Below are 12,581 nucleotides of genomic sequence, written 5' to 3' on the forward strand. Positions count from 1 at the left end.
GGGGCAAGCGATGCGGGACCACGGCGGCAATCTGGATGGGGCGATCAAGGCGTTCGGCGGCGACCGCGCTGATTGGATCGACCTGTCCACGGGGATCAACACGGTGCCCTATCCGGTGGGGCCGATCTCGCCAGAGGCATGGACCCGTCTGCCCGAACGCAGTGCCCTTGGCGTGTTGGAAGACGCCGCGCGGCGGGCCTATGACGCAAACTGTGCTGTTGTGCCTGTGTCAGGGGCGCAGGCGGCGATCCAGTTGGTGCCGCGCCTGATCGCGCCCGGGCAAGCCGCGATCCTGTCGCCCACCTATAACGAACATGCCGCCGCGCTACGGGCCGAAGGCTGGCAGGTCACCGAAGCCACGGATCTTGCCGCGCTTGAAGGGTATGCCCTTGCCGTGGTGGTCAACCCGAACAACCCCGACGGGCAGCGCCACGCCCCTGACACCTTGCGCGCGCTTGCCGAAACGGTCGAACTTTTGATCGTGGATGAAAGCTTTGCCGACCCTGATCCAGAGGTGTCGCTGGTCCGCGGCGGGGCCGAACTGCCGAAAAATATCCTTGTGATGCGGTCCTTTGGCAAGTTCTACGGGCTGGCGGGGCTGCGCTTGGGTTTTGTGCTGTCGGCAGATCCTTTGGCCGAAAGGCTGCGCGCGATGACGGGGCCATGGCCCGTTTCCGGCATGGCGATAGAGGTCGCCTTGCGCGCGCTGAACGACACGAATTGGGCGGCGCAGACCACCGCGCGCCTGCAAGGCGAGGCGGCGCAATTGGATGCGATGGCGGTGCGGGCAGGGTGGAGGCTGATAGGCGGCACCCCGCTGTTTCGCACCTACGCGACGCCGGATGCCACGGCTGCGCAAAACGCCTTGGCCGCACATCACATCTGGTCGCGGATCTTCCCCTATTCCGACAGCTGGATCCGTCTGGGCCTGCCCGGACCGGCCGGTGATTGGGCCCGGCTCGAAACCGCGTTGAAAGACGGCGCGTGATCCGGCGGATCACTCTGACAGGGCGGCGGGTGCTGCTGGGGCTGGTGGCCGCCCTGATAGCCGCCCTGATAGCCGTCACGTCAGCCAGCGCCGCAGACCTGCCCCGTGTGGTGTCGATGAACCTATGCACGGACCAGATGGTGCTGCTGCTGGCGGATCCTGATCAAATCACCTCCCTTTCTCGTCTGGCGCGCGATCCGCGATCGTCGTCCCTAGCGCTGGAAGCCTCGGCACATCCGCAGAACGCGGGCGGTGCTGAAGAAATATACCTTTCCGCGCCGGATCTGGTGTTGGCGGGGCAATACTCCGACAAAGCGACCCTCGCGATGCTGCGCCACCTTGGTCTCCGGGTAGAGCAGATGCCGATCACCAAGGCGCTTGACGATATTCCCGCGCAGATCCGGTGGATGGGCGACCTCTTGCAACAGCCCGCGCGGGCAGAGGCGATGGCCCGCGACGTCGAACAGACATTGGCCGCGCAGCCCGCACTGGCCTCCGATGCCCCTGTTGCGGCGTTCTATTACCCGAACGGCTATTCGCTGGGGGTGGATACTTTGGGCCACGACATCGTGACCACCGGCGGACTGCGCAACCTCTCGGAGAAACTCGGACGCCGGAACAGCGGGCGTCTGGCGCTGGAAGACCTGGTGATGAACGCCCCCGATGTGCTGGTCACCACGACCCCCTATCCCGGAGGTTCCCGATCCGAAGAGATCATGCTACATCCTGCGCTCGCACAATACGCCAAGACCGGAAGAATGGTGTATAGCTCGCCCGATTGGGTCTGCGGCACGCCGCTGGCGTTGCGGGCGGTGCAAGACGTACGCAGGGCAGGCAACCAGATACGCCACGAGGAGAGATAACAGATGACCGACAGCACCCCAGACCAGAACAAGCGCCACGCCGAAAAGATGGCGAAGGTCCAGACGGCCCGCGCCAAGATGATGGCGGAAAAGACCGTGACCAAGGGGTTGATCATCGTCCACACCGGGACCGGCAAGGGTAAAAGCAGCTCTGCCTTCGGGATGATCATGCGCTGCATCGGGCACGGGTTCCCCTGCGCGCTGGTGCAGTTCATCAAGGGCGCACGGGTGTCCGCGGACCGTCAACTGCTTGAGGACCGCTTTAGCGATATCTGTCAGGTCTATGTGATGGGCGAGGGCTTTACCTGGGACACGCAAGATCGCGAACGCGACATCGCCGCCGCCGGACGCGCATGGGAAAAAGCCAAAGAGCTGATCCGCGACCCCAACAACCGCATGGTGCTGCTGGACGAGCTCAACATCGCGCTGCGCTATGGCTATATCGACGTGCAGGATGTGGTCGATTTCCTGCAGGCCGAGAAGCCGCATATGACTCATGTGGTGATCACTGGCCGCAACGCGCCCGACGCCTTGATCGAGATTGCGGATCTGGTGACCGAGATGAAGGAAATTAAACATCCTTTCCGCAAACAGGGTATCGCCGCACAGGCCGGTGTGGAATTCTGATCGCCACCGGGGCAGGGCATTCGCCCGCGCCCCGCTTGGCAAAGGGCGGATATCATGGACAAGATCACGCTGGTCACCGGCGGAGCAAAATCGGGCAAGAGCCTTTTTGCCGAAAACCACCTGCGCGCCTACGGGCTGCCGCTGGTCTATATTGCCACCAGCCAGGCCTTCGATCCCGAGATGGAGGACCGCATCGCCGCACATAAGGTGCAACGCGGTGACGGTTGGGACACGGTGGAGGAGCCGCTTGATCTATGCGGCGCGCTGATGCGCACCGATGGGGCGGGCGCGCGTCTGGTCGATTGTATGACGCTGTGGCTGTCCAACGTGATGCATGCCGAACGCGACTGGCAGGCGGAGCTTGAAAAAGTGCTGGACAGCTTGCGCACACAGTCCTCTCCGGTGGTGCTGGTCACGAATGAGGTGGGCGGGGGCATCGTGCCGATGTCCGCGCTGGCCCGGCGCTACCGCGATGCCTCGGGCCTGATGAACCAGCGCATTGCAGCGGTGGCGGGGCATGTCGTGTTGGTCAGCTGTGGTCTGCCCCTGACGCTGAAGGGCAGTGCGCAGGCTCCGGCCTCGCTTGCCTGACCCATGATCCCGACATACGATAGATTTCCAAACGAAAGAGACCCCTTTGCATGGCGCATGTGACTTTTCCCCTGACTTCCCTGTCCGACCTTGACGCGCTGACCCGCGATTTGCCTCAGGTTGATGCCGTCGCCCAAGACGCCGCGCGCGACCGGCAGAATGCGCTGACCAAACCGCCCGGATCACTGGGCCGGCTGGAGGAACTGGCGGTGTTCATGGCGGGGTGGCAGCAACAGGCGGTGCCGCAGATCGACATGGCGCAGGCCCTCGTCTTTGCCGGTAACCACGGGATCTGCGCGCAGGGGGTGAACCCTTTCCCGCAAGAGGTGACAGCCCAGATGGTGCAGAACTTCAAGGCGGGGGGCGCTGCGATCAACCAGTTGTGCCGCACCAATGACGCGCAGCTGTCGGTGATTGATCTGGACCTTGACCGCCCCACGGCCGATTTCACGCAAGCCCCCGCGATGACCGAGGCGGACTGTGTCGCGGCCCTTAACGCAGGGGCGGCGGCGCTGCATCCCGCGGCCAGTGTCTTGATCCTGGGCGAAATGGGGATCGGTAATTCCACCGTCGCCGCAGCGCTGACGGCGGCGGTCTTTGGAGGGGCTGTGCAAGATTGGGTCGGACGCGGCACCGGTTCGGACGACGAAGGTCTGCGCCGCAAGGTCGACGCCATCACCCGCGGACTTGCCCGCCACGCCGCCATCCCGCAGGATGGGGCGTCTATCCTGATGACCTTGGGCGGGCGCGAGCAGGCGGCGATCTGCGGCGCGGTGCTGGCCGCGCGGCAACGGCGCATTCCGGTGATCCTTGACGGGTTCATCTGCACCGCCTCTGTCGCACCGCTCTTCGCGCTGGCCCCTGCGGCGCTGGACCATTGTCTGGTCGGGCACCTGAGCGTCGAGCCCGGGCATAAACGTCTGCTGGATGCGATCGGCAAGACGGCCGTGCTTGATTTCGACATGCGGTTGGGCGAAGGATCGGGCGCCGCGCTGGCGCTTGGTATCCTGCGCTCGGCGCTGGCGTGCCACAGCGGCATGGCGACCTTTGCCGAAGCCGGCGTGGCGGACGGCTGATGCTGCGCGCCCGGGTGGCAGAGGCGCGGCTGGCGATGCTGCTGCTGACCCGTATCCCCGTGGGATATCTGCGCGATCCGATCCCCGCGACAGGAGCCTCGGCCTGGGGCTGGCCTTTGGCGGGGGCGGTCGCGATGCTGCCAGCCGCTCTGATCTACTGGGCGCTGCACGCGGCGGGCTTTGGCCCGACGGTTGCGGCCCTTGGTCTGATCTTTGCCACGACACTGCTGACCGGCGCGATGCACGAAGACGGGCTGGCCGATATGGCCGACGGGTTCGGCGGCGGGCAGACCCGCGCGCGCAAGCTCGAGATTATGCGCGACAGCCGCATTGGCAGCTACGGGGTGATGGCGCTAATCCTGACGGTGGCGCTGCAGGTGGCGCTGATCACACGGCTGGATCATCCTGCACTGGTCGTGCCTGCCGCGCTTGGTCTGTCGATGGCCAGCCGCGCGATGCTGCCGTTCTGGCTGGCGCGGATGCCTGCCGCGCGGGCCGACGGGCTGGGGCACGGCGCGGCGCAGGTGCCGGCGACTTGCGTCTATATCGCGGTCGCCTTTGGCTTGATTGGGCTGCTGCCCTTGGGCTTTGGCGCGGCGGCGGTGATCTTTGCGGGGGTCGTCGTGGCCACCGCGCTGGTGGCCGCGCTGGCGCTGCGGCAAATCGGCGGGCAGACCGGCGACGTGATCGGCGCGATGCAGAAACTGGCCGAACTGGCGGGCTGGGGCGTCACCGTCTATCTCTTTGCCTGACGCGTCCGAGCCGCGCGCCCCCTTTGACCGGCCGCAAATCCGATGTAGCAAGGGCCCATGTCGAAAAAGACCCTGAACACCGCAAATCTTGCCGCCCTAGGGGCGGAGCGGCTGGCCGAACTGTTGATCGAGGTCAGCACCGGCAGCGCCGATATGAAACGTCGTCTGCGGCTTGAGTTGAGCCACAACCTCGGCCCCGCTGAACTCGCGCGCGATGTGCGCAAGCGGCTGGTCACGATCCGGCGGGCCAAAAGCTATGTCGGGTGGCGCAAGCGGACGGCGCTGATCAAAGACCTGCGCACCCAATCCGCGATGATCATCGACAAGATCGCCCCAGACGCCCCCGCCGACGCTTTCGACCTGCTGTGGGAGTTTCTAGCGCTCGCCCCTTCGGTCATGGATCGGGTGGACGACAGCAAGGGGGACGTGGGGGCCGTCTTTGCCGATGCGCTTGCTGAGATCAGCCAGATTGCCGCCCGCGCCCCGCTAGACCCGATCGCGCTGGCGGAACGCACGTGGGAGGCGGTGCAGGGGAATACGGATGGCGCTTTTGACGGGATTATCACGCGCATGGCCCCGTCCTTGGGCGACAGGGGACTCGCACATCTGAAGGAGCTGATCCAGATATTCGAGGCCGCGCCGCTGGACGCGACAGAGGATCACCCCGCCTTGCAATTCCTGCGTGAACTGCGCGGGGGCAATGCAAACTACGCCGCACAACGCAAAAAACGCTTTGTCCAGATGCACCTGCGCGAGGTGGCTTTGGCGCAGGGCGATACGGAGACCTACATCTCGCTGTTCTGTCCCAGCGATCTGGCGCGGCCCACCGTCGCGGTCGAGGTGGCGGCGCTCTGGTCGGCCGCTGGCAATCACGATGCCGCGCTTGATGTTCTTGAGGGCGCGCGCCCCAAGGGGAAAGAGGCGGGGCGGCAGGCGTGGGACGCGGCCTATATCCACGCGCTGATCGCATCGGGGCGCGAGGACGAGGCGCAAGCCCACCGCTGGCGCTGTTTTACCGAAACGCTCGACCCCGAGATGCTGCGGGCGCACCTCAAACAGCTCCCGGATTTCGATGATCTTGAGGTGGAGGAGGCCGCCAAGGCCCATGCGGCCACGTTCAAGGATCTCAACGCGACGATCGCCTTTTTCCTCGCGTGGCCCGACCTGCGCGGGCTTGCAGCGATGATCGAAGCGCGCGCCGAGACGTTGAACGGCACCCATGTCGCCCCGCTCTCTGATGCCGCCGATGCGCTGCGGGCGCGCTATCCCCTAGCGGCAGCGCTGTGTTGGCGCGCCATGATCGAAGCCGCGCTGTGGGAAAGCGCCAAGTCGCGGTACGCGCAGGCGGTAGATCACCTGATGGATTGCGCCGCCGCGGATATCGAGATCGAGGATTACGGAGCTTTCGAAAGCCACGACGCCTTTGTCCGGCGCCTGCGCAAACGCTATGCCCATAAGGCGGGGTTCTGGACGCGGGTCACCTGATCTGCGCGTGCTGGGTCTTTTCTTGCGGCGACGCGGGAACCAACAGGCACGCCGCGCGTATGGATGCATGAGTATTTTCAAACGCGCCGCCTTCGCCCCCATTGCCGCCCTTGGCTTTGCCCTTCCTCTTGCAGCTACCGCTGATGTGGTGGGCAATGTCGATGTGGACTGGCTGGGCAATGACATCGTGGTAGAGGCGGTCCAAGACCCCGAGGTCAAGGGGGTCACCTGCCATCTGGCCTATTTTGAACGCGGCCTGATCGACCGGCTGCAAAAGGGCAATTGGTTCGAGGATCCGTCGAATTCCTCCATCTCTTGCCGCCAGACCGGCCCGATCGAGATTGGGGACATCTCGCGCGATGACGAGGGCGAGACGGTGTTCAGCGAACGCCGGTCCGTGATCTTCAAGACGCTGAAGGTCAAACGGATTTTCGACGAGGAAAACAACACCTTGGTCTATATCAGCCACGCGCGCGATGTGCAGAACGGGTCTGCCAAAATGTCGATGTCGACCGTGCCGCTCTACGTACCGACCAAATAGGCAAAGCTTTGCCAAGGCGTATCATCCGCTTTGCCCGCCCCCATGCTTCGGCTATTCTATGCCGAAGTCATAACAAACAAGGGCGCGGGCAGTATGAGCATTTCTCGAAGAAGTTTCACCGTCGGAGTGGCAGCATTGGGTCTTGCGGCCTGTAGCACCGGCAACAGGGCAGGCAGCTTTGCGCCGCGCAGCGATGCGGGGCTGGCACCGGACCTGCAACCCCAACCGAACGCGGGCTATGACGCGTGGGTTTCGGCGTTCAAGTCACGCGCTGCGGCGCAGGGCATTTCCGACAGCACGCTGCGTCGTGGCTTTGCGGGGGCGGGCTATCTACCGGGGGTGGTCAAACGGGACCGTAACCAGACGGAATTCAGCCGCTCGCTTGAAGATTACCTTGCCATTGCGGCATCGGACGAACGTGTCACCAAAGGGCGCGCAGCATTCGCGCGCCACCAAGGCGTGCTGCGCCAGATAGAGGCGCGCTACGGCGTGCCTGCCGAAGTCGTCACCGCCGTGTGGGGGCTGGAAAGCTTTTACGGGGAACGGCGCGGGAATGTGCCGGTCGTGTCGGCGACATCGACGCTGGCCTATGACGGTCGTCGCGGGGCCTTTTTCGAGAAACAACTGATTGCGGCACTGCGTATCCTTGAGCGCGGCGATGTTTCGGCTGCCGGTCTGACCGGCAGCTGGGCCGGCGCCATGGGCCACACGCAGTTCATCCCCACATCCTATCAATCCTTTGCGGTAGATTTCACCGGCGACGGCAAACGCGACATCTGGTCTGACGACCCGTCGGATTCACTTGCCTCCACCGCCGCCTATCTGGCGAAGTCGGGCTGGAAGTCCGGCCAGAAATGGGGCGCAGAGATGGGCACCGCGGCGGCAAGCTCTGCTACGCCGGTGCAGATCCTCCAGCCGGATGCAGGCGGGCCGCGCTTTGCGATCTTTAACAACTTCAAGGCGATCAAGCGCTATAACAATTCGGACAATTACGCGATTGGCGTCGGGCATCTGTCGGATCGTATCGCAGGGGGCGGGCCTATTCAGGCCAGCTTTGGCCCCGATAAATACGGGCTGACCATTGACGACCGCAAGGCGTTGCAAGAACGGCTGACCGCCCGCGGTTTTGACACAGACGGCACCGATGGTGTGATCGGCCCGAACAGCCGCAAGGCGATCACCGCCTATCAGCAAAGCCAGGGGCTGCCCGCAACCGGCGACCCGTCGCGCGCGCTGCTGGCGCGGTTGGGCTGATAGCGCGATGAAACGATGATCCGCCCGCTTAGCTCGGGCGGATCAGATCGGCGATTTCGGACAGTTTGCTGGCCAGCGGGCTGGTCTTGCGCCAGATCATCCCCACACGGCGCGTCGGTTCGGGCGCGGGGAAGGCGTTGACCGCCACCTGCGCCGACCGCGTTTCCACGGCGACGGCCATCTCGGGGATCAGCGTCACGCCGATGCCCGCGCCGACCATCTGCACCAGCGTGGACAGGGAGCTCGCATCCAGCCCCTCGCGCGCGGTTTCCGACTGCATATCGCAAAACGACAGGGCCTGATCGCGAAAGCAATGCCCTTCCTCAAGCAGCAGTAACTTCATCTCGTTCAGATGTGCGCTGCTGGGGATCGGCTTGCCGCGATCAGCCTCGGGGCGCACCAGCATGAATTTCTCGTCAAACAGGGTGACTTCGGTGAGCGAGGGTTCTGACACGGGCAGGGCGACGATGGCAGTGTCGATGCGCCCCTCCGTCAGCTCGGTGATCAGTCGCGGGGTCATGGTTTCGCGCACGTGGATATCCAGCGCGGGGTTCATCCGGGTCAGCTTGGTGATGATCGAGGGCAGTAGATAGGGGCCGATGGTGGGGATGATGCCGATTCTCAGCCGGCCCATCAGCCCGTCCTTGGAGGCGCGCGCCATATCCTGAAGCTCGTCCACCCCCTGCAGGATCGCCCGCGCGCGCGGCGCGAAATCGACGCCAAAGCTGGTCAACGTGATATTCCGCCCGCCGCGATCAAAGAGGGGCGTTTGCAAGTTCTGCTCCAACTCCTTGATTTGAACGGATAAGGCGGGCTGCGAAATCGCGCAGGCCTCGGCGGCGTGGCCAAAGTGACGGTGATGGGCTACGGCTTCAAAGTAGCGAAGCTGTTTCAGGGTGATGTTGGTCATAGTTTATTTTTATCAAACTGATAGGAAATGCCAACTTAAACTAATCAATAACTGCTGTTAGAACAATTCCAGAAAGACGGGGCAGACTGTATCGCGCCCCCGACATCCATCCCCCGTGACGCGGTGCAAAGCCGCGCACCAGACAGATAACATCGGAGACCACCATGGACGGAAATGACGTCGAAAACATCAGCAAATGCCCGGTCGTCGGCAGCCACGGCCGCAACTCAAAGCGCGGTGCGCGGTCGTTGAACGAATGGTGGCCGAACCAGCTGAACCTCAAGCTGCTGCACCAGAACACCATTGATTCGAACCCGCTTGGGCCAGACTTTGACTATGCCGAAGAGTTCAAGAAGCTCGACGTTGACGCGGTCAAGGCTGACTTGCATGCGCTGATGACGGATTCGCAAGACTGGTGGCCTGCGGACTATGGTCACTATGGCCCGTTTTTCATTCGTATGGCATGGCACGCGGCAGGCACCTACCGGACAGCGGATGGCCGTGGCGGGTCCAGCACGGGCACGCAGCGTTTCGCGCCGCTCAACAGCTGGCCGGATAACGCCAACCTCGACAAGGCGCGCCGCTTGCTGTGGCCGATCAAGCAGAAATACGGCAACCAGATTTCCTGGGGTGACCTGATCATCCTGTGCGGCAATATTGCGCTGGAATCGATGGGGCTGAAAACATTCGGCTTCGCCGGTGGCCGCGTGGACCGTTGGGAACCCGAAGAGGATGTCTATTGGGGCCCCGAGGACGAATGGCTGGGCAACAAACGCTACAGCCAGGAACGCGCGTTGGAAGACCCGCTGGCCGCTGTGCAGATGGGCTTGATCTATGTGAACCCCGAAGGGCCGGACGGCAAACCCGATCTGCAAGGCTCTGCCAATGACATCCGCGACACCTTTGGCCGGATGGCGATGAACGACTATGAAACCGTCGCGCTGATCGCGGGTGGTCACACCTTTGGTAAGGCGCATGGTGCCGTGGGTGGCGAGAATGCCGGCCCCGATCCCGAAGCCTCGCCATTGGAAGCACAGGGCTTCGGCTGGACCAACAAGCACGAGACCGGCCACGGCATCCACGCCTTGACCAGCGGGCTTGAAGGCGCATGGTCGCAGAACCCGATCAGCTGGGACATGACCTATTTCGACAACCTGCTCGGGCTCGACTGGGAAATGACCAAAAGCCCTGCCGGTGCCGTGCAGTGGACCCCAAAGAACGGCGACGCCGCAGGCACCGTGCCGGATGCGCATGACCCGTCCAAGCGTCACGCGCCTATCATGTTCACCTCTGACCTCGCGCTGCGCGAAGACCCCGAATATTTCAAAATCTCGAAGCGCTTTCACGAGAATCCCGAGGAATTTGCAGACGCATTTGCCCGTGCATGGTTCAAGCTGACCCACCGCGACATGGGACCGATTGCCCGCTATCTGGGCAAGGATGTCCCCAGCGAAGAGCTGATCTGGCAGGACCCGATCCCCGCCGTGACGCATACGCTGGTCGATGACGCAGATGTGGCATCGCTGAAAGCCAAAGTGCTGGAGTCGGGGCTGAGCGTTCAGGAGCTGGTGGCCACCGCTTGGGGCTCTGCCGCGACCTTCCGCGGGTCCGACAAGCGCGGCGGTGCAAATGGCGCGCGCATCCGTCTGGCACCGCAGAAAGACTGGCCGGTGAACGAACCCGATCAATTGGCCAAAGTGCTTGGCGTGCTGGAAACGATCCGCGCAGACTTCAACAACGCGCAGTCGGGGGACAAAGAAATCTCTGTCGCTGACCTGATCGTGCTGGCCGGTGCCGCCGGGATCGAGAAAGCCGCCAAGGACGCGGGCCACGACGTGACCGTGCCCTTCGCACCGGGCCGCGGCGATGCCTCGCTTGAACAGACCGAGGTTGACTCCGTCGCCTATCTTGAGCCCGTCACCGACGGTTTCCGCAACTTTGCCAAGACCCGCTATTCGGTCACCACGGCAGAGCTGCTGGTCGACCGCGCCCAGCTTCTGACGCTGACGGCGCCAGAGATGACGGTTCTGGTCGGGGGGATGCGTGCACTGGACGTGAACGTGGGTCGCGCCAAACACGGCGTGTTCACCGATGCGCCCGGCACGCTGAACAACGACTTCTTCACCACATTGCTGGATATGGGCACCGTGTGGTCGAAGGCGGAAGAGACCGCGACGGACGACATCTATGAAGGCCGCGACCGCGCCACGGGTGAGCTGAAGCACACCGGGACCGCTGTTGATCTGCTTTTCGGGTCGAACTCGCAGCTGCGCGCGATTGCAGAGGTCTATGCAGGTGATGTCGCGAAAGACAAATTCGTGACCGACTTCATCGCCGCCTGGACCAAGGTGATGAACCTCGACCGTTTTGACCTCGCCTAAGGGTAGGTAACGAGTGCCAAGGGCGCGGCCGGTATCCGGTCGCGCCCTTTTTTATGTCGTGGTGTCAATGTAACGGGGCTTAGCTGCCCGCGTGGCGCAGCAGATGGGCCTGTGCCTGCTTTGCCGTGGGCGGGGTGCTGCCGCCCAGCAACAGCAGATGCCAGTAGAATTGCACCTCTGCCGGATCGGTCATCAATGCGGCAAAGCTGTCATGGTGCCACTGCACCGCCTGCGCGTGCGCGTCGGCCACATCGGGCTGGGCGCGCAGGCGGGTGACCTCTGCCATTGTGGCGTCCAGCATCGGGTCAATCATCGTGTCAGCGACGGTGTTGAAATTACGCTCCGCCCAGTAATGCAGATCCAGCCGCTTTGTCGTCCGGTTGGGCAGGCCGCGCCCGCGTTTGACCATAAACTCGCCCGCCGAGCGCAGGGAATAGTGGTTCAGCCGCGCCCGCGCTTGGGTCTGCATCACGCCGAACAGGTTGATCCGGTTATCATTTTCGGCAAAGCCCCCGGGGGCGGCCTGAGCACCGCCGAGGTTCCACAGCGGGCTGACACCGCGCTTTTTCTTGGGCCGATGCACGCCGAGCTTCTGAAAGGCAGCGGGCCGGTGCAGGGTCTTGAAGAAGCTTCCCGCAGGCAGAAAGAACGGATCAGGGGCCGCATGGCGAAACCGCAGCGGGGTGAGCATATCTTGCAACGCCTCTTGCCCGTCCGCGCCGAAAAACCGCCACGGCAGGGCAATCGCGTCGGTATCCGCGGGGACAGAGGCGATCAGATCGGGCAGCCCACGCATCGGAGCTGCGAGGGTTAGAAACTCGTCCGCGTCAAAAAACAGCGCCCAATCGGCTTGTTTCATCAGGTCATGGCGGTCGGCCAGACGCATGGCCTGCCATTGCACCGATGTGTCGCCCTCCGGGGTGAAGGGCACATGGGTCACATCATCCAGCAGGTCCAGCAGGGCCGGCGTGCCATCGGTGCAATCATGGGTAAAGATCAGAAAATCCGTCACCCCCGCCGCGCGGTGATGCGCGATCCATTCAAGGCAATAGGGCCCTTCGTTGCGCATGCAGGTTACGGCAAGGATACGTGTCACGGGCGGGCGGTCCCTTG

Annotated in this window: 12 protein-coding genes; 10 read left to right on the forward strand and 2 right to left on the reverse strand. The window is 63.6% G+C overall.

From position 1 onward, the window contains the following. Positions 1 to 10 precede the first annotated feature (10 nt). From cobD to ABM428_RS06095, 9 genes are all read left to right on the forward strand, one after another. A complete protein-coding gene (gene cobD / locus ABM428_RS06055; RefSeq protein WP_353628284.1) occupies positions 11 to 988 on the forward strand; it encodes a threonine-phosphate decarboxylase CobD in 978 nt (325 codons plus the stop codon). Continuing rightward, complete coding sequence (locus ABM428_RS06060; RefSeq protein WP_304949995.1) at positions 985 to 1,851, forward strand: ABC transporter substrate-binding protein; 867 nt, start codon at positions 985 to 987, stop codon at positions 1,849 to 1,851. The genes cobD and ABM428_RS06060 overlap by 4 nt, the downstream gene beginning before the upstream one ends. Before the next feature lie 3 nt (positions 1,852 to 1,854). Then, positions 1,855 to 2,478 (forward strand): cob(I)yrinic acid a,c-diamide adenosyltransferase, encoded by a 624-nt coding sequence (gene cobO, locus ABM428_RS06065; RefSeq protein ID WP_037943712.1) that lies wholly within the window; start codon positions 1,855 to 1,857, stop codon positions 2,476 to 2,478. A gap of 54 nt (positions 2,479 to 2,532) precedes the next feature. Then, entirely contained in the window at positions 2,533 to 3,069 is a 537-nt protein-coding gene (cobU, locus tag ABM428_RS06070) for a bifunctional adenosylcobinamide kinase/adenosylcobinamide-phosphate guanylyltransferase (RefSeq protein ID WP_132996943.1), read from the forward strand. 50 nt (positions 3,070 to 3,119) lie between these two features. Beyond that, positions 3,120 to 4,145: a nicotinate-nucleotide--dimethylbenzimidazole phosphoribosyltransferase gene (cobT, locus tag ABM428_RS06075; RefSeq protein ID WP_132996942.1), complete on the forward strand. Its 1,026-nt coding sequence runs from the start codon at positions 3,120 to 3,122 to the stop codon at positions 4,143 to 4,145. Beyond that, complete coding sequence (locus ABM428_RS06080; RefSeq protein ID WP_005852193.1) at positions 4,145 to 4,897, forward strand: adenosylcobinamide-GDP ribazoletransferase; 753 nt, start codon at positions 4,145 to 4,147, stop codon at positions 4,895 to 4,897. The genes cobT and ABM428_RS06080 overlap by 1 nt, the downstream gene beginning before the upstream one ends. Before the next feature lie 57 nt (positions 4,898 to 4,954). Beyond that, on the forward strand, positions 4,955 to 6,382 hold the full coding sequence (locus tag ABM428_RS06085; RefSeq protein ID WP_132996941.1) for a DUF6880 family protein: 1,428 nt from the start codon (positions 4,955 to 4,957) through the stop codon (positions 6,380 to 6,382). Positions 6,383 to 6,449: 67 nt separating this feature from the next. Further along, positions 6,450 to 6,923, forward strand: coding sequence for a CreA family protein (locus ABM428_RS06090; protein ID WP_005852196.1), 474 nt, complete (start codon positions 6,450 to 6,452; stop codon positions 6,921 to 6,923). A gap of 93 nt (positions 6,924 to 7,016) precedes the next feature. Continuing rightward, on the forward strand, positions 7,017 to 8,177 hold the full coding sequence (locus tag ABM428_RS06095) for a lytic murein transglycosylase (RefSeq protein ID WP_132996940.1): 1,161 nt from the start codon (positions 7,017 to 7,019) through the stop codon (positions 8,175 to 8,177). A gap of 28 nt (positions 8,178 to 8,205) precedes the next feature. Here the strand turns inward: ABM428_RS06095 and ABM428_RS06100 are convergent, their stop codons facing one another. Beyond that, the gene (locus ABM428_RS06100; protein WP_009826441.1) at positions 8,206 to 9,087 is read right to left on the reverse strand and encodes a hydrogen peroxide-inducible genes activator; all 882 of its coding nucleotides are present in this window, start codon (positions 9,085 to 9,087) and stop codon (positions 8,206 to 8,208) included. A gap of 164 nt (positions 9,088 to 9,251) precedes the next feature. On the opposite strand from ABM428_RS06100, the gene katG reads away from it, so the two are divergent. Beyond that, positions 9,252 to 11,468: a catalase/peroxidase HPI gene (katG, locus tag ABM428_RS06105; RefSeq protein WP_353628285.1), complete on the forward strand. Its 2,217-nt coding sequence runs from the start codon at positions 9,252 to 9,254 to the stop codon at positions 11,466 to 11,468. Positions 11,469 to 11,547: 79 nt separating this feature from the next. Here katG and ABM428_RS06110 read toward each other — a convergent pair whose 3' ends face one another. Then, entirely contained in the window at positions 11,548 to 12,564 is a 1,017-nt protein-coding gene (locus tag ABM428_RS06110) for a glycosyltransferase family 2 protein (protein WP_353628286.1), read from the reverse strand. Positions 12,565 to 12,581 lie beyond the last annotated feature (17 nt).

The organism is Sulfitobacter sp. TCYB15, from assembly GCF_040435955.1.
GTDB lineage: Bacteria > Pseudomonadota > Alphaproteobacteria > Rhodobacterales > Rhodobacteraceae > Sulfitobacter > Sulfitobacter pontiacus.

Excerpts from the sequence above, each read along its gene's own strand:
- cobD (WP_353628284.1), top strand. The coding sequence starts at position 11 with ATGCGGGACCACGGCGGCAATCTGGATGGGGCGATCAAGGCGTTCGGC.
- cobO (WP_037943712.1), top strand. The coding sequence starts at position 1,855 with ATGACCGACAGCACCCCAGACCAGAACAAGCGCCACGCCGAAAAGATG.
- cobU (WP_132996943.1), top strand. The coding sequence starts at position 2,533 with ATGGACAAGATCACGCTGGTCACCGGCGGAGCAAAATCGGGCAAGAGC.
- cobT (WP_132996942.1), top strand. The coding sequence starts at position 3,120 with ATGGCGCATGTGACTTTTCCCCTGACTTCCCTGTCCGACCTTGACGCG.
- ABM428_RS06080 (WP_005852193.1), top strand. The coding sequence starts at position 4,145 with ATGCTGCGCGCCCGGGTGGCAGAGGCGCGGCTGGCGATGCTGCTGCTG.
- ABM428_RS06085 (WP_132996941.1), top strand. The coding sequence starts at position 4,955 with ATGTCGAAAAAGACCCTGAACACCGCAAATCTTGCCGCCCTAGGGGCG.
- ABM428_RS06090 (WP_005852196.1), top strand. The coding sequence starts at position 6,450 with ATGAGTATTTTCAAACGCGCCGCCTTCGCCCCCATTGCCGCCCTTGGC.
- ABM428_RS06095 (WP_132996940.1), top strand. The coding sequence starts at position 7,017 with ATGAGCATTTCTCGAAGAAGTTTCACCGTCGGAGTGGCAGCATTGGGT.
- ABM428_RS06100 (WP_009826441.1), bottom strand. The coding sequence starts at position 9,087 with ATGACCAACATCACCCTGAAACAGCTTCGCTACTTTGAAGCCGTAGCC.
- katG (WP_353628285.1), top strand. The coding sequence starts at position 9,252 with ATGGACGGAAATGACGTCGAAAACATCAGCAAATGCCCGGTCGTCGGC.